Source organism: Paenibacillus sp. S150 (genome assembly GCF_019352175.1).
Classification (GTDB): Bacteria; Bacillota; Bacilli; order Paenibacillales; family Paenibacillaceae; genus Paenibacillus_AQ.
Window position 1 is genome coordinate 68013 of sequence record NZ_JACBYI010000019.1, and the last position, 19139, is coordinate 87151.

Sequence of the window (19139 nt, forward strand, 5' to 3'; positions counted from 1 at the left end):
TATTGAAAATAAGAATGATGAGGCTTAATACAATGATACCCACTACTTCCATGAAGCAAAAAGCAGGACAATTCCTGCATATTTTATTCCCCATCCTCATTACGCAGATTGCCTTATCCGCTATTACCTTCTTCGACACCAATATGTCAGGCAAATTCGGAACTGGCGATCTGGCCGGTGTAGCCATTGGAACCAGCCTGTGGATTCCGATTCAAACCGGCCTTAGCGGTATACTGATGGGCATTACTCCCATCGTCTCCCATCTTATGGGCAGCAAAAAAGAAAAGGATGTGGCTTATCAGGTCACTCAGGGCATGTGGCTGTCCCTGCTCATTTCACTGGCGGTCCTGGCATCCGGTACCTTTGCTCTTTCACCCGTCCTTGATTTCATGAATCTGGAGCCGCAGGTGCGTGATATCGCCTTCCGTTTCCTGTGCGCGATCTCGGCCGGAATTATCCCGCTGTTCGGCTATACGGTTGTCCGCAGCTGCATTGATGCGCTGGGGCAGACACGGGTGTCCATGTTCATTACACTTATTGCACTGCCGGTCAATGTGGGGCTCAACTATCTGCTGATTTTTGGCAACTCCGGCTTTCCACGCCTTGGCGGCGTTGGTGCGGGAGTGGCATCGGCCATTACATATTGGGTAATCTTCGCCATCTCGCTGCTCTTCATCTGCCGCTCGGAGCCATTCCGAAGCCTCCGGTTGTTCCGCAGCTTCTACTCCATGTCTCTGCGGAGCTTCAAGGAGCTGCTGAAAATCGGCGTACCCATCGGCTTCTCCATCTTCTTCGAGACGGCGGTCTTCTCGGCAGTGACCCTCCTGATGAGCCGTTTCGATACTGTGACGATTGCAGCCCATCAAGCGGCGATTAATTTCGCTTCCACTCTGTATATGATTCCGCTCAGCATCTGTATGAGCCTTACGATCCTCGTCGGCTTCGAGAGCGGGTCCGGCAGACTGAAGGATGCCCGGCAGTATGGAATGATGGGCATCGGGACAGCTGCGGTCCTCTCTCTGGCTACGGCCTTCGTGCTGCTGTTCGCAGGCACCCATGTTGCCGGCCTGTACTCGGATGAGCCGGAGGTCATTGCACTCATCCAGCACTTTCTGATCTACGCAATTTTCTTCCAGATCTCCGATGCCATTGCAACCCCGACACAGGGAGTGCTGCGGGGCTACAAGGATGTGAATCCGGCATTCATAATCTGCTTTGTCGCCTATTGGGCAATCGGCCTCCCTACAGGCTATCTGCTTGCAACCTATACCGGATTGGGCGCTTACGGCTATTGGGTCGGTCTGATTACAGGTCTGGCCATAGGAGCCATCCTGTTGCTGTACCGCCTTGTCAAAGTGCAACATTCATATGATAGCAGGAACAGCGCTTCTGCTTGATCATAGTCAAGCCGAAAAGACCGCCTAATGCCAGGCGGTCTTTTGACAGCAATCTGTATTTTATTGAGAAAGACGGGAAGCCAGCTCGTAAAGCTCGGTGTCAAAGTCTTTTTTGGTATTTACCACAAGATCGATATCGGTCAGCGTAAGCTCGCCTTTGATAAGGCCGCAAGCTTTGTCGGAATAACCTTCAATCAGGGAACGCACAGCAAAGTCTCCCAAACGGCTGGCCAGGTTGCGGTCTCCGGGAGTTGGGGTTCCGCCCCGCTGAATATGTCCAAGCACTGTGACCCGCGCGTCCAGGGAGGCGTGACGGTCCTTCAGCGCTTGTGCCACATCTTCACCCTTGCCCACGCCTTCAGCGACAATCACAATACTGTGGCGTTTGCCTCTCGCAAAGTTGTCGCGCATCCGGTCGGCTACCTCGTTCAGATCATAAGGCATTTCCGGCACCAGAATCGTTTCGGCTCCGGAAGCAAGACCGGCGTGCAATGCGATGTCTCCGCAGTGGCGGCCCATAACTTCTACGATGGATGAACGCTCATGCGAGGACATGGTATCACGGAGCTTATTGATGGCATCAACTACAACACCTACCGCAGTATCAAAGCCAATGGTGTAGTCGGTAAAGGAAATATCATTATCGATGGTACCCGGCAAAGCCATGGTATTGATGCCCAGCTTGCTGAGTTTGTTGGCTCCCTTGTAAGAACCGTCTCCGCCGACAACTACCAATCCGTCAATCCCCATCTCGTTCAGGATATCCGCACCCTTTTGCTGACCTTCGGGTGTCAGGAACTCCAGACAGCGGGCAGATTGCAGAATGGTGCCTCCGCGCTGGATGATATCACCTACACTGCGCAGATCCATCGGGAAAATGTCGCGGTTCAGCAGTCCCTGGTATCCGCGCTGGATACCAAACACTTCAATGCCAAAATAGATTGCGCTGCGCACAACTGCGCGAACCGCGGCATTCATGCCCTGCGAATCTCCTCCACTGGTTAATACTGCGATTTTTTTTACGTTTGCCATCCTGTTAGTTCCTCCTTAAAATTGTGCGGAGCCCGTTCTTAATCAGATAAATGCCCCACAGCATCTAATACATATGCCTGCGTATCCAGCGGCTGTTCACGAAGAAGAACAATCTTGTCAGTGGACTTCTTCTCATCAGGCGTCTGGATACTGAGCGAACCTCCCGCTGTTCGCTGACTTTCGGATCGGATAAATAAAGTGCCAGCAAGCCCTCGATGACCATACGATGCATTGAGGTCTCGGGAAGGTTCCGGACATCCCTGCGGGCCCACTCCACAATGGAGGCGATCCGGTTCAGCATGGTATCGCTATTGTCATAATAATTGCAGAAATTGAGATCACCGCCGGCCCGGTCTTCATCCTGGTCAATCAGGTAATCCAGCATAATGTGCAACCCGCATAGATGCGGAAAGTACGCCGCCCGGATTGCAGCGGCTGCCGATGTGCTCAGCTTAGGGTCGCATGAAGCCAGAAACAGCATAAACACCCCCAGGGTAGAGCCCGTTGCGGCCGCAAACTCGTTCCACTGCAAATGCGGGGCCCGTTTGCCTTCCACCTCCCACCATTCCTTCAGGGCAGACTCCCTGAGTTCAGGGCGGATGTGCTTGTAAACCTGAAGATCCGTATACAGTACGGCCAGACCATGCACTTCTTCAGCCGCCGCGGCATAACCGGGTAGAAGCGCAGTCATCTCCTGGCATTTGCGGACAAGCCTCTGCAGATATCCGCCGTCGTTCTGCTCACTGCGGAGCGCGTAATAGTTGACAAGCTCGGCCTTGGGATTGATAGCATCCAGCATGGATTGATGCAGCAGCCTGAAATCGTCAGGATCAAGAGAAGTGCTGCGGTCACATAGGTTGTCCAGATAATCACTGATCGTTTGATAGGCAACAATAAGCGGAATCAGTATATGTCGCATCGACAAATTGCCGGCGGCATATATTCCGCCGCCCTGGCAATGAAACTCCTTGGTCTCAATGCTGGCAAGCGCTTGCTTCCGCAGCTCGGGATCGGGAATCCCTTCCGCATCCTGGCGCCAGAAATGGAGACATTCCCGCACTTCCGGCAGCACGTACTTGTAGACCCTGCTCATCAGCCCGATCGGGCCGCGAGGGCTAAGGTAACGGCCTTGCTCAAATTCATTCAATGACAGTGCCTCCACATTGTTGTCTCCTTATCCAAATCATCATTATTATAATATGCAGAGCGTATTTGTACAAACAACAAAATCACTTTCGCAAATCTGTGAAAGGTTCAGAAAACTCCTAAATTCTCCGGACATGCCATCCGGTCTTTATGCTATACTAGAACGCGTTCAATATTAAGTATGGATTACGAAGCCGTATTTCATATCCGGAGGAGTGCAACTTCATGACATCAGGACGGACCGGCGGCCAGTACAGCGATCAAAACTGGCTGCGATCCTTTATGTTTACGCTTTACGGCACCAGTGTGCTGGTTGTCTCTTATTTTCCTTTATTCTACACTTACCTGGGCTTCAGCAGCCCGCAGATCGGACTCCTGTATTCCATCGGACCGCTGATTTCCATTCTGTCCAATCTGTTCTGGAGCGCCGTCAGCGACCGTCTGGGCACCGTCAAAAAAATTATGGCCATTCTCCTGGCAGGACAATTGCTTACCGCTCTCATGCTGGCAAGAGCCACGGATTTCGGGGCGGTTATGCTTATTTTGTCCCTTTTCTATTTCTTCTATTACCCGCTCTTCCCGCTTGCGGACACGATGGCAATCAAGATTGCCCAGCGCCACGGGCGCAACTTCATTACCATCCGTGTGTTCGGCTCCCTTGGATACTCCTTCTTCGCGCTTACGATCGGATATGTGCTGCGGGCTTTGGGCTCCTCCTCCAGTATCGCCGTCTGTATTGTAATCGTAGTAATCGCGCTTGTGATCACCTTCGGACTGAAGGATGTCAAGCGGACGGAAGAGGGCAGGGCAGCCGCTACCGATCCTGCCGGAGTGCCGCTCAGGGAAGCGGGACTGAAACAGATTCTGCTGCAAAAGGAAGTGCTGTGGTTCTTCAGCAGTGTCTTCGTGCTCGCAATCGGCTATCGAATGAATGAAGCCTTCCTTACCCTCAGCCTCAAAGCCATGAATGCAGGGGATGAGATTATCGGCTGGTCGCTGCTCGCCTCGGCCCTGAGCGAAATTCCGATTTTTTTCATCCTCAGCAAATATGGCGACAAGTTCAAGGAGCTGCCGCTGCTCGCTTTTGCCAGCCTCATGTTTGCCGCGCGCTTCCTGTTCATGTCCCTGGCCCGGGAGCCAGGCACCGTAATTGCCATTCAGGCCATGCACAGCATTTCATTCGGCATTTATTACGTGACGGCTGTCCGTTATATCACACGGATTGTTCCCGATCATCTCCGCGCAACCGGCATGGCGATCTTTACCGTTGTGTGGTCCAGTGCAGCAGGCTTGCTCAGCGGCACCTTCGGCGGGCTTATTTATGAAAATGCCGGACGCACTGTATTCTATGTGGTAGCCATGGGCTTCTCCCTGCTGGCCTTCGCCGGCTTTCTGTCCAAGCATCTCATGGATACGGGATTCGGCACCGGACGTTATCCCCGCAGAAAAAGCAACTAGTACTCTGACCGCGTCAAATCTGAGGACTGAAGTTCTATTGGACGGAGTAATGGAGCGTTTGGGGATCATGTAAAACGTTAGAGAACTTCGGTCAAGGTATTAGCGGGAATTAGTACCACTAATCTGCTCAATTTCATGTTACTGCGAGGCTTAGTGGGATTTTGTTTTGTACACTTAATTTGACAAAAAACACCCCATTCAGCTCAAATTGAACGGATTAGTTCTACTTTTTCCCACTAGAGAACAGCTGTCAGCCCAAGACCACAGATTAGTTTTACTTTTTCCACTTCGCTTTGGAGCTTAGCTATGTGCGGCAAGTAAGCTCTACGGGGGAAGCCGGCATACGACTTAGGCAGGAGTAACCGGAATGGGGCGTATTTGAACAATCGATATATCGCACAAGCTGGCATACGCTAGTATCCGGTATCCGGCATCCAGTACCTCGGCCGCGTCAAATCTGTGATGCTGTATGGAGAGAGCAATAAGCGTTTTTAAATCGTGTGAAACCTTAGACTAACTCGGTCAAGGTGCCAGAATAAACAAACGGCTGCCCTCCTGAGACAGGAGCGGCCGTTGCTGCTTGTACCGGGTTAAAATAAAAAAACACAGTTCCCGGGAGAACTGTGTGCTTTGCAGTTGCTGGTTACCACTCTTGCAAGTGTTGCCATTCAAAAATATATGTTGTGACTGACAGATGAACTGTCCAGCCTTTTCTTATAATTTAACTACGTTAGCTGCCTGAGGACCGCGGTTACCGTCAGTGATATCGAATTCTACCGCCTGGCCTTCGTCCAAAGTCTTGAAACCGTCGCCTTGAATCGCTGAGAAGTGAACGAATACATCTTCGCCGCCTTCTACTTGAAGAAAACCGTAACCTTTTTCTGCGTTAAACCATTTTACTGTACCTTTCAAATGAACAACCTCCTAAAAATACCGCCATATATGACGTATGCTTACATTATACCCCAACTATACCTGCAAAGCAATCCATCATTTCCCTCCGGCAGTGATAATATTTGCTTTTCACTTCCCCCGTGCGTTATCATTGAGCCAAAAGCCAAAAATCGCCAGGGTGGTATTGAAAATGATCAAAAAACATGAAATATACAAAACGGACAAATGGAATATGATGACGGTAGAGGTTCAGGGGCGCTATATTGTTCTCCGCGAAATTTCCGATCAATGGGGAGAAGAAACGCATACCTTTATGAGCCGTCCGGCCATGATGCAATGGGTCAACAACCGCTTCAACAAAGAAACTTACAAGGATAATGAAGAAGAGTACAAGAACATCATCGCCGCCTTCAAGCAGGTCTAGCCGGAGATGGATAACGAGAACCTGGTCATCTTTATTATTGTTGTTCTGTGTCTTGGGGCAGTTCTGGTCATGGGCAGGGATAAGGTGCCGCCGCGCCTCAAGCGCGGCTTGGCCCTGACTGCGGTCGTCCTGATTGCCTTGGCTTTTGTCTTCATAATTTATAGCTTGTTGGCATAACTTCTGCGGCTGTTTCTTAAGGACGTGTATTCAAATTCTGAAATGAGGGTTGGAATGCACCGCATAGGATAAATAATCAGGATTTGGCAGGGCATACTAAGACGACCTTAAATTTCAGGAGGCGCGAGTTATGTCCTTTACCGTCAAGTCCCTCCCGCTTCTGCTTGCCTTAAGCCTGCTGCCGGGCGACTTCGCTTCGTCCGCAGGGCCGCAGCCGCAGCAGAATGTGCCTACTACATCCCATCATCCGAGGAGGATTTCTATGGAACAATTATTGAAGAGACGTGAAGTGCCCGCCGAAAACCGCTGGAAGCTGGAGGATATGTTCGCTTCACAGGAACAATGGGATGCCGAATATAAGGAAGTGAAGGGGCTTATCCAGAGCGCCGCCGACTTCCAGGGCAAGCTGGACTCTCCCGAAGCGCTCAAGAAATGCTTCGAGCTGGACGACAAGCTGTCCCTGCTGACCGAACGCCTCTATGTATATGCGCATATGCGCCAGGATGAGGACACGGCCGCCCCTGTCTACCAGGCATTGTCCCAGAAAGCGAAGAAGCTTGGAGTAGAGGCCGGGGAAGCTCTGTCTTTTGTCACACCGGAAATTCTGGCGCTGCCGATTGAGAAGCTGGACCAGTTCATTGCCGATCCTTCCCTGGCCGGCTATACCTTCACCTTAACGGAGATGAAACGCGAGAAGGCGCATGTTCTCTCCAAAGCGGAGGAAGCGCTGCTCGCTCAGGTCGGCACTCTTGCCCAGGCACCGCAAACCGTCTTCAGCATGCTGAACAATGCGGACCTCAAGTTCCCCAAGATCAAGAACGAGGAAGGCAAGGAAGTGGAGCTGACGCACGGCAGCTACATCCAGTTCCTGGAGAGCCCGGACCGCGAAGTGCGCAAGAATGCTTTTAAGGCTGTCTATGAAACTTACGGCAAGCAGAAAAATACGATTGCCGCCACACTGAGCGCGAATGTGAACAAAAATGTCTTTTTCTCGCGTGTGCGCAAGTATCCTTCCGTGCTGGAAATGTCGCTCTATGGAGACAATATCCCCAAAGAGGTCTATACCAATCTGATCGACACCATCCACGAGAGCCTGCCGCTGATGCACCGCTACATGAAGCTGCGCCAGAAGCTGCTCGGCGTTGACGAGCTGCATATGTATGACCTGTTCGCACCGCTGGTGGACGAATACAAGCTGGATATTACCTTTGAAGAAGCCAAGAAGATTACCAAAGAAGGCCTGAAGCCGCTGGGCGAGGACTACTTAAGCGTGCTGCAGGAAGGCTACGACAAAGGCTGGATCGATATTTACGAGAATGAAAATAAACGCACCGGCGCTTACAGCTGGGGAGCCTACGGCACCCATCCTTATGTGCTGCTGAACCATAACGACAATCTGAACAGCATGTTCACGCTGGCGCATGAAATGGGCCACGCCCTGCACTCCTACTATTCGGACAACGCGCTGAAGTACCGGGATGCGCAGTATACGATTTTCCTAGCGGAAGTGGCTTCTACCACCAATGAGGCGCTGCTGATGGATTATCTGCTGAACAAGTCGACGGACCCGAAGGAAAAAATGTACCTGCTCACCTATTATGCCGACCAGTTCCGCACCACTGTATTCCGGCAAACGATGTTCGCCGAATTCGAGAAGATTATCCACCAGCGTGCCGAAGAAGGCGAATCCCTCACCCCTCAGGACCTGTCGGCTATCTACTATGACCTGAATGTCAAGTACTACGGCAAGGATATGGTGGTCGATAAGGAAATCGAGATGGAATGGGCACGGATTCCGCATTTCTACAACAGCTTCTACGTGTACAAATATGCTACCGGCTTCTCGGCGGCAACCAGCTTCGCCAAGCAGATTCTGGAGGACGGCAAACCGGCGGTGGACAAATACCTCGGCTTCCTGAAGAGCGGCGGCAGCGATTATTCGATCAACATTCTCTCCAAAGCAGGCGTTGACATGTCCTCTCCTGCACCGATCCGCGAAGCGATGAGCGTATTTGAAAGCGTGATTGAACAGATGGAACAGTTGACCAAATAAGGCATTAAGCTTAGTATTATTGTAATCCCTTGCCCTTTGCGGGCAGGGGATTTATCTTGTCATCAACATTCAGAGGAGGAAGTTGCATGAAATTGCAATGGTCACTTATATTGGGTCTGATCTTCGCGCTGCTGACAGCCGTGTTCGCAGTCATCAATGTCGATCCAGTTCAGGTTAACTTTTATTTTGATGTAGCCAGCATTCCGCTGATTTTGATCATTCTGGGCTGTGCGCTGATCGGAGGGATTATTGTCGGCTCCTACGGCATTTTCCGCCAATACCGGCTGCAGCGGCAAATCAAAAGCCTTACAGCAGAGCTGAACAAGCTGCGGGACGCGGGGAATTCTCCGGATGCGCCGCTGAACCAGGATAGTCTTGCCGCAAACGGCAATCCACAGCTCTAGTAAAGTTTGAAGCTAAAGATTTATGGAATGGAAAACGGGCTTTTCAAAAGAACAGGAGGACTTGAACCTTGCTAACCATTCAACCTGATGAGGAGTATATTTTATCGATTCTAAAAAAGCTGCTCGACACTCCCAGCCCCAGCGGCTTCACGGCCGGGATCATGAATCTTGTGGCTGAAGAGGCTGCGGCGCTGGGCGTGCCTCTGAGCTGGAATGAAAAAGGCGGGATCATTCTGACCGTTCCCGGACTTGACCCTTCGCGTACAATCGGCATCAGCGCCCATGTGGATACGCTTGGAGCCATGGTCCGCTCGATTAAACCAAACGGCACGCTGCGCCTGACCTCTGTCGGGGGCTTCACCATGAACAGCATTGAGAATGAATATTGCGTCATCCATACCCGCACCGGCTTATCCTACACCGGGACGATCCTGAGCAGCCGCCCCTCGGTCCATGTCTACGCCGATGCCCGTGACTTCAAGCGCTCTGAGGAAAATATGGAGATTCGCATCGATGAGCTGGTCTCCACCAAAGACGAGGTGCTGAAGCTGGGCATCGGGGTCGGCGACTTCATCTCCTTCGATGCCCGGGCGGTCATAACGCCAAGCGGCTACATCAAATCGCGCCATCTGGACGACAAGGCCAGTGTGGCAGCCCTGCTGGGGCTGCTGGAGAGCATCAAACGAGAAGGCTGGAAGCCGCTGCACAACCTCTCCCTGCTGATCTCCAATTATGAAGAGGTCGGCCACGGCGCAGCCTGGATTCCCGGAGAGATCAGCGAAATGATCGCTGTCGACATGGGTGCAATGGGCGATGACCTGAGCTGCAGGGAAACCGATGTCTCCATCTGCGCCAAGGATTCCTCCGGCCCGTATGACTACGCCATGACCGGCCGGCTGATCGAGCTGGCGAACGGGCTGGCAATCCCTTTTGCGGTCGATATCTACCCGCAGTACGGCTCCGATGCTTCCGCCGCCCTGCGGGGCGGGAACAATATCCGCGCCGCGCTGATCGGGCCGGGCGTGCATGCGTCCCACTCCATGGAGCGCACCCATAAGCAGGCTGTGCTGAATACAGCCAAGCTGCTCGCCGCTTATGTGGGCGCGAACTGAGGCTGCCCGCCCTGGCAGGCGCGGAGCAGCCATAGTTAACTTATTTAAATGAGTACAGGTTCAGTTAATGCTCCTGGCTTCGCACCTTTTTTCATGATGTTCCACAAAAAACAACCCGCCCAGGCTTGCAATCCCGGGGCGGGTTGTTTGTATTGCGCAAAGAAAGGGTCCTCTTCAACTCTCTGCTGCTAGTACGTCAGATGGACAATGCTGCTGCTATATTGGTTCTCACTCCACTTTGTATATGCCAGCTCTCTGCCCGATGGACTCCAGGAGGTTGCCAGATTCTCCGCATCTGCCGCGATCCGGGCAGACTTACCGGTTGCCAGATCGTAGAGATAAAGGCCGTCATCCGCTGCACCATCCTCATTGTCCTTCTGACTGTAGGCAATCATCCGCTGATCCGGCGACCATGAAATGCCGCCAAGCTCCGCGCCTTCCGCAATAATTGCTCGATTTCCCCCGTCCGCATCACACAGAATTAACGTTTGACCGGAGTCGTTATATTGCAATACCAGCAGTTGATTTCCTTCCGGCGACGGGAATACACCGTACACATGCTCAAGATCCAGGCTTGCCTTTTCCTTTGCAGACAGATCCAGCACCTGCAAGGCTTCATCGGAACTGGTATTGTAATAAATTTTATCCTTCATTTTTTCAACAATAACCAAGGCTTCCCCCTCTAACCCGGCTACAGCTGCGAGCTCCCCGGAGGTGCTTGCCGTAAAGGCACCTCCGCTGTAAGCCGGTCCAATCACCGTTTCTTCATCGGCCCATTTGGCGCCAAGGGCGCCTGCGATAGGATCACCCAGGATTCCAAAGGAATCCAAAGTTTCCATATCCAGCACGTGATATACGGGATCTCCTAATGAGAATTCGCTGTACAGCAGATGCCTCTTGTCGGATGATAACGCTGCGTCGCCCAAAAACACATCCTTTTGTTCTTTTAACAACTCATATTCCTTGGTATTCAGATGGTATAAATACAGGCTTCTGGGATAGGAGTCCGACAGCTCAGCCAGCGTCATTTTGCCGAATTTCTCATTTTCCCTGGAAATAATGACTGTCTCTTCATCCCTCCAGTCGGAGATGGCCATATTCTCATAGAATCCACAGGTTCAGCACGGCTACCACGCATTTCAACTTATCCCCAGCTTTATACACACCTTATCCACAGAAAAAGAAATTCATAATTTCCTCAACCACAACAAAAAAACAGGCAGGGTCCGGGGATCGGAGCTCTGCCTGCTTGCAATTATAAGTCTGCTTATTCCCACACCTGCTCCAGCTTATCCGCATAGTACAGGATAGCCTTCCGGTAAAACGGCCTCACGCTCCAGGCCCAGCACATCATAAGTACAGGCCAGCCTGATATGCAGCCCGGCATTGGCTTCATCCTCCGCCAGAAGTTCAAACAGCAGGCTTCTCGCCTGCCCGGCTTGCCCCGCGCTGCGCAAGGCAATGGCAGCTTCAATCGATTGTGTCAACAGACCCAGCTCCTTACGTATGGGTATTCTCAGGTTGCGGAAAACAGTAAGTAGAGTGGCGGTAGGGCAGATAACGCTGCTGCCGCAAACAACCCAGTGGGCGCAGACAAGTCGGCACAGATAACAAAGGCAACGAAAGCTAGGCTTTTCCGGCGATCTTCTCCGCCAGCTCATTCAGATACGTCCAGCGTTCCATCAGACGCTCCAGCTCCGCTTCCCCCTGCCGCTGCTTCTCCACCAGCTCCTGCAGCTTCCCGGAGTCCGCGAAGGCCGCTTCCATCTGTGCGCTGATGTCCTCCAGATGCCGCTCGGCCTGCTCGATCGCTTCGTCGATCCCTTCATATTCCCGCTGCTCCTTGAAGGTGAATTTCAGCTTTTCCCTTGCCGGAGGCGCAGCTGATGCCGTCTGCCCCTGTGCAGGAGCAGAGCTGCGCTTGGCTGCGCCATCCTCCCCTCCCGGGACATTCTTTGCCAGCCATTCCTCATATTCGCTATAGTCTCCGACATGCAGCCGGATGCTTCCATTCTCAAAAGCAATCAGCTTGTCCACAGTGCGGTCGAGGAAGAACCGGTCATGGGATACGGTGAATACCACTCCCGGGAACTCGTCCAGATAATCCTCCAGCACGGCAAGCGTACCAATGTCCAGATCATTGGTCGGTTCATCCAGCAGCAGCACATTGGGCGCTCCCATAAGGACACGCAGCAGGTAGAGGCGCCGTTTCTCGCCCCCGGAGAGCTTGGATATCGGAGTCCACTGCATCGCCGGCGGGAAGAGAAACCGCTCCAGCATCTGGCCGGCTGTAATGACGCTGCCGTCAGCAGTGCGGATGACCTCAGATTCTTCCTTGACGTACTCAATAGCCCGCAGGGTATCATCCATATCCTGGTGCTCCTGGGTGAAGTACCCCAGCTTGACGGTAGCGCCAAGCTGAACCTCTCCGCTGTCCGGCTGGAGCTTGCCGGCTATCAGGTTGAGCAGCGTCGATTTGCCGCTGCCGTTCGGTCCCACAATCCCTACCCGGTCCTGCGGCACCGCGATATAGGTCAGATTCTTAATCAGTGTCCGGCCATCAAGCGATTTGGTGAGACCCTGCATTTCGATGATTTTGCGGCCCAGACGTGTTGAAGCCACGGAAATATCCAGTGCGCCCGCAGAAGCGGAGCCCTGGCTCTCCTTCAGCTTCTCGAAGCGGTCGATTCTGGCCTTCTGCTTCGTGGAGCGGGCCTTGGCTCCGCGGCGTATCCAGGCCAGCTCGGTGCGCAGCAGATTCTTGCGCTTCTGCTCCGCCGACGCTTCGCGTTCCTCGCGTTCCGCCTTCAGCTCCAGGAACCGCGAGTAGTTCGCCTCGTAACGGTACAGCTGTCCGCCGTCCAGCTCCAGCATCACACTGGCTACCCGTTCCAGAAAATAACGGTCATGCGTTACCATCAGCAGCGCGCCGCGCCGCTTCTGCAAATATTGCTCCAGCCAGGCCACGGAGTCCGTGTCAATATGGTTGGTCGGCTCATCCAGGATCAGCAGCTCCGAGGGAGTAATCAGCGCTGCCGCCAGCGCAACACGCTTGCGTTGCCCGCCGGACAGCGTCTCCATCCGCGCATCAAACTGCGTAATGCCAAGCTTCGTCAGCACGGTTTTGGCTTCACTCTCCAGCTGCCACGCGCCGGCCGCATCGATCGCTTGCCCGATCTGCACCAGCCGGTTCTCCAAAACAGAATCACCCGGGCTTTGGTCCAGAAGAGCCAGCGTCTCCATGTAGTCCCTCATGGTGGCAAGCTCGGGCTCATCTCCGGCGAAGACCTGCTGCAGCACGGTGTTGTCCGGCTCATACGGCGGATTCTGCGCCAGATACTGCACCCGGACCGCATTGCCAATAGAAATTTGCCCGCCATCGGGCGTCTCCAGCCCGGCGATGATCTTCAAAAAAGTCGATTTCCCCGTACCGTTCACACCGATGACACCAATCTTGTCCCGGTCTTCCATGCCAAAGGATGCATCACGGAACAGTGTTTTTTCCCCATAGCTTTTGGAAAGATGTTCCACGGTCATAATATTCATGCTCTGTCCTCGCTTGCCTTATATTTTGAACCGGACCCGGCTCCTTATGGTCCTGCCGGTAAATCTCCAGGTGACGCATTCATGCTGCCGACGGCTCCCCTGATAAAGAGACCGGCGGCAAATTTCTTCCGTTTGTGCGCTTCCTCCTCCGTGAAGGAGGGATCAAAGAGGATATCCATCTTCAGCCTGTCCAGCATTCCGATGTAGGATTGCGCCATCAGCTCCGGCTCCGACGCCCCGCCTTCCAGCAGCACCTTCACCACTGCCTGCATGTATTCTTCCATAAAAAGCGCCATGTAGGCCACCAGCTCAGGGTTGTTGTTAGGCGCCCGAAAGAAAAGCTTCGTATGCTGCTTGCGCTCATAATAATAGAAAAGATGGTGCGCTGCAATGACAGACAGCTTCTCCGCCAGACTGCCGCAAGCCTGCAGCTTGACTTCAAGCTGCTGAAGGAACCCTTCACAATCCCGCCGCGTAACGGCCATGAACAAATCCTCTTTATTTTTGAAGTACAAGTACACCGTGCCCTTGGCAATGCCTGCACGTTCCGCCACTTCCGACATCTTTGTCTCATAGAAGCCGCCTGAACCAAAGAGCTCATAAGCGGCGTCCAGAATGGCTGTATGCTTGTGAATGGATGCACTGCTCACCGGTTCACCTCCTTCAAGCTTGCGGGTATAGGCTGATACAGGGTATCAAAAACAAGCCGCCTTGCCGGCCTCCGTTACAGCCTGCCGGTCAGCAGGGCGGCAAGGCCGCCCAGTATTGAGCTGACGGCATTGACGGCATCGTTGTTCATCCAGCGCCAGCCCCGCGCGTACACTGTGTCCCGTCCGCAATGCCGCGAGGCCTCCACCTCGCGGCCGCAAACGGTGCAGCGGTTCATACGCTGCACCGTTGCCCCCAGGAGCGAGTCGGTGAACGCGCCGGCAAGCCCCCCCAGAAGTCCGGCGAGCGTCAGCAGCAGGACGGAATGCTCCGGCATGCCGGAGGCTGCCCGCAGCAGCCAGGAGGCGATGCCGATCAGGGCGCCGCCCGCAGCGGCGGCCAGGGTTCCCGGCAGCGAGACGCCTCCGGAGGTGCCGGGCGGCAGGATCTGCCCCGTCAGCACGGAGCGGGGCGGCTTCCTCGCAAGGGTGCCAATCTCCGTTGCCCAGGTGTCCGAGGTCACGGTGGCCATGACGCCGATGAATAAATATCCCCAAAGCTCAATGGGATATAGGGCGTTCAAGAGCACCAGCAGCATGCCAAGCCCGCCGTTGGCGAGGACCTGGCCGGCATCGCGGCGCCCTGTTTTGTCATAAGTGGCCTCCAGCTCTGCCTTGTTCTCATGGTGAAGCCTGGAGAGCAGGCTGGAGGAGATGAAAAACAGCAGCAAAATGCCGAACCAGAAGGCATTCCCTGCTCCGAAATAGACCGTTCCCATCGCAATCGCCGCCAGCATCCCGGAGAAGCTGAGAGACTGCTTCATATAAGCCGCTCCGGCCACAAGCAGGGCGCCGCAGAAGCCGATTGCCCATTGCAGCGCTTCAAGTCCAGTCGGCATAGTCTAACCGATGAGGCAGGTGCCCATTAGGGTATCGCCCCAATACAGCTCGAACGAATCGCCTGAAGCCACCGGGCCTACGCCTGCCGGAGTTCCGGTAAATATAATATCATCTTTGCCCAGCCCGTAGCGGGCGGCAATGAACTCCACGATCTTTTGCAGCGAAAAAATCATATTCTTCACGTTGCCGCGCTGCACCTCCACGCCATTCTTGTGCACGGTGTAATCCGTCGCTTCCAGCTCTTCCGTCTCCGGAAACGCAATATACGGAGTCAGCGGAGCGGCGTTTTTGAAGCCTTTGGCGGCTGTCCAGGGCAGTCCCTTCTTTTGCAGATCATTGTGCACATCACGCAGGGTGAAATCAAGGCCCAGGGCCATTACGTCCACCAGCTCCTGCACGCTCATTCCCGGCACATAATCCCGGGCAACCCGCAGAACAATCTCTCCTTCGTAATGGATCAGTCCGGCATCCTTGGGGAGCTGGATAATCGCCTTGTCGAGGGGAACCGCCGCATGGGAGGGCTTCAGAAAGATCAGCGGCTCCACAGGCACCTTGTTGCCCAGTTCCTCCGCATGTTGCTTATAATTGCGTCCAACACAGTAGATATTATTAACATCGGCACACATTCATTCTTCAGCTCTCTTTCCCGTCAATTTCAAGCTTAAGCTCAGACTTCCAAAAACGTGTCGCCCCATATGTCAGGACGGTTGGTGCAAATCATTATCTCCGAATGCATGGCGGCCAAACGGCGCATTTCCTTGGCTTTGTCCACCGTCCAGGCCATCATCCGTATCCCGCGCTCGGCAAGCTGCTTCGCAAGTCCCGGATTCAACCGCTCATAGCTGATGGATAAAAAAGAACAGTCCAGCTCCTTCAGCCTCCCTGCCGGGTCACCCGCTCTGGAGTCGTAGATCAGCCCGGTGCGAAAACCGGGGTCCAATTCCTTAACGCGCTGCAGGGCTCCGGCATCGAACGAGGTCAGCACCACTTCATCGCGCATGCCCTTCGAGTTGACAAGATCAATGACCGCCTGCTCCAGGCCGGGATACATATCTCCGCTTGTCTTGAGTTCAATATTTAGGCGCAGCGTGCCGGAGGCAAGAGCCAGCACCTCTTCCAGCGCGGGAACACGTTCTCCGCGAAAAGCGCGCCCTTTCCAGCTTCCGGCATCGAGGCGCCTGACATGCTCGTAATCCATATTCTTCACCTTGCCGTGCCCGTTGGTCGTGCGGTCAAGCGAGAAGTCATGAATCACTACGGGCACACCATCCCTGGTGAGCTGAACATCAATCTCCATCCAGCGCACAAAGGGCAGCGCAATCGCCATCCGAACTGCAGCCAGCGTGTTCTCCGGCGCTTTTCCGGAAAAACCGCGATGGGCCACACACATATTTTTCATCGTAAGCACCTCCGGCAGAAGTATGGTTTATGCTTCTCCCTACTTAGTAACCTGAATTACGCTTCCGTCGCTGCCGATCTTCACAAGGCCCGAGGACAGTGATTCTACACGGTGCAGCAAAAGCTGGCCGTCCACTTCATTCATGGGCACCGGCTGAGCCAGCTCGGCATTCATCGGGCTAAGCTTCAGGGAACAATGCCCGCCCGCGCTGCATTCCGCCTGAAAGACAGCGGTCTCCCAGGTAGCCTCAGTACTCGAACGGGTGAAAATAAAATTGCCGGTGCTGTAGGCGATCCATTTGCCCTTATAAGGCTCAATCCCCTGCAGCACATGCGGATGCCCGCCCATAACCAGATCCGCTCCCGCATCAATAAAGCTGTGCCCGAGCGCCTGCTGGACAGAATCGTATTGTTCGGTCCGCTCTTTGCCCCAGTGCACCACAACAGCAACCAGGTCGGCTTTCTTTCTGGCTGCGGCAATTGCTTTTAAGGCTTCCGCACTGTCATAGACCGAGGCGACTCCCGGTTTGCCCGTTCCGGCCTTCCAGCCTGTCTCCGGCATTACCCGGGTAAATCCCAGCAAGGCAATCCGGATGCCCTGACGCTCAAAATACTTCGCGCTGTAAGCTTCGGCAGCGTCAGCGCCGCCGCCTACATAAGGGATATCCCGCTTGCTGAGGTGCTTAAGCGTATCCAGCAGACCTTCTTCGCCTTGATCCAGCATATGATTGTTGGCCAGATTGACGGCATCGACACCGGCGGCCTTTAGAGCATCGAGCGCTTCGGGTTCACCCTTATATACAAATTGCTTATTGGGAGCACCGACCCCGCCGGTAGTAATTGGCGTTTCCAGATTTAGAACGGTCAGATCATCCTTCTTGAACATTCCATTCAGAGCGGCGTAAGAGTAAGCATAGCCCTTTTGCTGCAGGAGCTGTCCGGCCTTGCCCGAAAAAATGACATCCCCGGCAAAATTCAGCTTCACCGTCTTCCCCGTGTTGTCCTCCGGCAGGCCTGATATCAGGCCGCTGCCTGTGTTCTGCGGGGGCGCCGGGTCCTCCGGAGGCTCCACACTCCTCTCAGGCGACGGCGAAGCGCTGACCGCCGGCGGGGATGGTGAAACCTCCATTGCCGGCTCTGCTGAAGGCTCGGGAGTTGAGCTTGGTTCAGGCGACGGAAGAACGGCTGCAGAAGCTTCCGGCACCGTCTCCCCTTGCTCAGGTGCAGGAGAGGTGACTGCCACTGCGGCGGGCGGCGGTTCTCCGGAGGAATCATTGCCGCTGGTAAAAGCATAAGTCAGAAGTGCGGAAATCATTAGAAGCAGACTAACGTTAATCCATGCCCAAACCGTTCTGCGCCGGCGTTTGCTGCTATGCTTGTTGTTCCTTCTGGTACGTGAACGCGGCGGATACATGGCTGCAAGCAATCTCCTTTACCCTAAAATTGTTTCTATTATAGCATAAGTGGCGCCTCACCCTCCAAATAGAGCGGCCGATGAAAAGTGAACATGCAGAAACGGTGAAGCGCCCTTTCTGCACCTCACCGTTCTTTCTATCTAGGTACGGCATCCGTTTCAGCGGGAAAGAGAAGGATAATTTATAGCGTGAAACATATAATCCTGAATTTTGAAAGTAAGTATCCACAAATCATCTAAAAGGCTCTACACGAAGAGATGTCTTGCTAAAAGCAGCTTGCACCCAATGGGTGAAGGAAAAAGAGGGTTTATCCCTTATCTTATCTGGATTGGTTCAATTCACTTTTGAAATCCAGGATAATTTCTTATCTTTGAACCAAACGGCTATGCTGTCCTTCATGTTCAAGGTTGTCCGGGGCCTTTCAGTTCGATTAGCCGGGTGAAGCTATGCTTCCCCAGTCCCTCCGAACTTTGGCCGAGACCTGTCGTAAGCCCAAGTGGAAAAAGTGAACTTAAATTTCTCTTCACCCCCTTTTTCGCAAGCGTTAGTGGGAAAAAGGATACCTAATCCATCCGTTTCGCCCCTTTTCAGGGGAATATGCTGAAATTAAATTACCTTTTTCCCACTATTCCCTCTGCCGCAGGCTTTTCAGCCCAATTAGTTTTACTAATTCCACTTCGCTTCCCTTCCCCGGCGTTAGCACTCCCGGGTAATACTCTCTATTAGCCCCCTAATCCCGTCTTCCTCTCTGCCCAAAACACAGAACCCGCAGGTTCAGCACGATTATCATGAATCTCAACTGCTCCTCAGCTTTATGCCTGCCTGATCCGCAATAAAAGAAATTCATAATTTCCAAAACGGCTTCGCCGTCCTTAATCTTGATAAGGACGGCATCCGTTTCAGCGGGAAAGATAAGGCTAATTTATAGCGTGAAACATATAAACCTGAATTTCGAAAGTAAGTATCCACAAATCCTCTAAAAAGCTCTACACGAAGGGATTTCTTGCTAAAAACAGCTTGCACCCAATGGGTGAAGGAAAAAGAGGGGTTATCCCTTGTCCGATCTGGATGGGTTCAGTTCACTTTCGAAATTCAGGATAATTTCTTATCTTTCAAAAACGGTGAAGCGCCTTTCT

At 53.4% G+C, this 19139-nt stretch carries 18 protein-coding genes; 7 read left to right on the forward strand and 11 right to left on the reverse strand.

What is annotated here, in order from left to right; translation table 11 throughout:
- Positions 1-32 precede the first annotated feature (32 nt).
- Positions 33-1397, forward strand: a complete 1365-nt coding sequence (locus HYD27_RS17680) for an MATE family efflux transporter (protein ID WP_219217314.1) — start codon at positions 33-35, stop codon at positions 1395-1397.
- A 60-nt stretch (positions 1398-1457) separates the two neighbouring features.
- Here the strand turns inward: HYD27_RS17680 and pfkA are convergent, their stop codons facing one another.
- Positions 1458-2429 carry a 6-phosphofructokinase gene (gene pfkA, locus HYD27_RS17685; RefSeq protein WP_219217316.1) on the reverse strand — a complete coding sequence of 324 codons (972 nt, stop codon included), beginning with the start codon at positions 2427-2429 and terminating at the stop codon, positions 1458-1460.
- Positions 2430-2493: 64 nt separating this feature from the next.
- Positions 2494-3576, reverse strand: a complete 1083-nt coding sequence (locus HYD27_RS17690) for a tetraprenyl-beta-curcumene synthase family protein (protein WP_219217391.1) — start codon at positions 3574-3576, stop codon at positions 2494-2496.
- A 224-nt stretch (positions 3577-3800) separates the two neighbouring features.
- Here HYD27_RS17690 and HYD27_RS17695 point away from each other — a divergent pair, with 224 nt between their 5' ends.
- Complete coding sequence (locus HYD27_RS17695; protein WP_219217318.1) at positions 3801-5033, forward strand: MFS transporter; 1233 nt, start codon at positions 3801-3803, stop codon at positions 5031-5033.
- A 714-nt stretch (positions 5034-5747) separates the two neighbouring features.
- Here HYD27_RS17695 and HYD27_RS17700 read toward each other — a convergent pair.
- Positions 5748-5945 carry a cold shock domain-containing protein gene (locus HYD27_RS17700; protein ID WP_019911834.1) on the reverse strand — a complete coding sequence of 66 codons (198 nt, stop codon included), beginning with the start codon at positions 5943-5945 and terminating at the stop codon, positions 5748-5750.
- A gap of 172 nt (positions 5946-6117) precedes the next feature.
- On the opposite strand from HYD27_RS17700, the gene HYD27_RS17705 reads away from it, so the two are divergent.
- The 5 genes from HYD27_RS17705 (at position 6118) to HYD27_RS17725 (ending at position 10097) form a co-directional block, all read left to right on the forward strand.
- Entirely contained in the window at positions 6118-6351 is a 234-nt protein-coding gene (locus HYD27_RS17705) for a hypothetical protein (RefSeq protein WP_219217320.1), read from the forward strand.
- 6 nt (positions 6352-6357) lie between these two features.
- Positions 6358-6528 (forward strand): hypothetical protein, encoded by a 171-nt coding sequence (locus HYD27_RS17710; protein WP_219217322.1) that lies wholly within the window; start codon positions 6358-6360, stop codon positions 6526-6528.
- Positions 6529-6790: 262 nt separating this feature from the next.
- Positions 6791-8581 carry an oligoendopeptidase F gene (gene pepF, locus HYD27_RS17715; RefSeq protein ID WP_219217394.1) on the forward strand — a complete coding sequence of 597 codons (1791 nt, stop codon included), beginning with the start codon at positions 6791-6793 and terminating at the stop codon, positions 8579-8581.
- Positions 8582-8667: 86 nt separating this feature from the next.
- A complete protein-coding gene (locus HYD27_RS17720) occupies positions 8668-8985 on the forward strand; it encodes a LapA family protein (RefSeq protein WP_219217324.1) in 318 nt (105 codons plus the stop codon).
- Positions 8986-9053: 68 nt separating this feature from the next.
- Positions 9054-10097, forward strand: a complete 1044-nt coding sequence (locus HYD27_RS17725; protein WP_219217326.1) for a M42 family metallopeptidase — start codon at positions 9054-9056, stop codon at positions 10095-10097.
- A 188-nt stretch (positions 10098-10285) separates the two neighbouring features.
- Here the strand turns inward: HYD27_RS17725 and HYD27_RS17730 are convergent, their stop codons facing one another.
- The 8 genes from HYD27_RS17730 to HYD27_RS17765 form a co-directional block, all read right to left on the reverse strand.
- On the reverse strand, positions 10286-11194 hold the full coding sequence (locus HYD27_RS17730; protein ID WP_219217328.1) for a hypothetical protein: 909 nt from the start codon (positions 11192-11194) through the stop codon (positions 10286-10288).
- 192 nt (positions 11195-11386) lie between these two features.
- Positions 11387-11584 (reverse strand): hypothetical protein, encoded by a 198-nt coding sequence (locus HYD27_RS17735; protein WP_219217329.1) that lies wholly within the window; start codon positions 11582-11584, stop codon positions 11387-11389.
- A 139-nt stretch (positions 11585-11723) separates the two neighbouring features.
- The gene (locus tag HYD27_RS17740) at positions 11724-13643 is read right to left on the reverse strand and encodes an ABC-F family ATP-binding cassette domain-containing protein (protein WP_219217331.1); all 1920 of its coding nucleotides are present in this window, start codon (positions 13641-13643) and stop codon (positions 11724-11726) included.
- A gap of 44 nt (positions 13644-13687) precedes the next feature.
- Positions 13688-14293 (reverse strand): TetR/AcrR family transcriptional regulator, encoded by a 606-nt coding sequence (locus HYD27_RS17745; RefSeq protein WP_219217332.1) that lies wholly within the window; start codon positions 14291-14293, stop codon positions 13688-13690.
- Between the two features lie 74 nt (positions 14294-14367).
- A complete protein-coding gene (locus HYD27_RS17750; protein ID WP_375373926.1) occupies positions 14368-15168 on the reverse strand; it encodes a DUF92 domain-containing protein in 801 nt (266 codons plus the stop codon).
- A gap of 24 nt (positions 15169-15192) precedes the next feature.
- Positions 15193-15816: a fumarylacetoacetate hydrolase family protein gene (locus tag HYD27_RS17755; protein WP_219217336.1), complete on the reverse strand. Its 624-nt coding sequence runs from the start codon at positions 15814-15816 to the stop codon at positions 15193-15195.
- A 41-nt stretch (positions 15817-15857) separates the two neighbouring features.
- Positions 15858-16589: a glycerophosphodiester phosphodiesterase gene (locus tag HYD27_RS17760; RefSeq protein ID WP_219217338.1), complete on the reverse strand. Its 732-nt coding sequence runs from the start codon at positions 16587-16589 to the stop codon at positions 15858-15860.
- A gap of 39 nt (positions 16590-16628) precedes the next feature.
- On the reverse strand, positions 16629-18002 hold the full coding sequence (locus HYD27_RS17765) for a CapA family protein (RefSeq protein ID WP_219217340.1): 1374 nt from the start codon (positions 18000-18002) through the stop codon (positions 16629-16631).
- Positions 18003-19139 lie beyond the last annotated feature (1137 nt).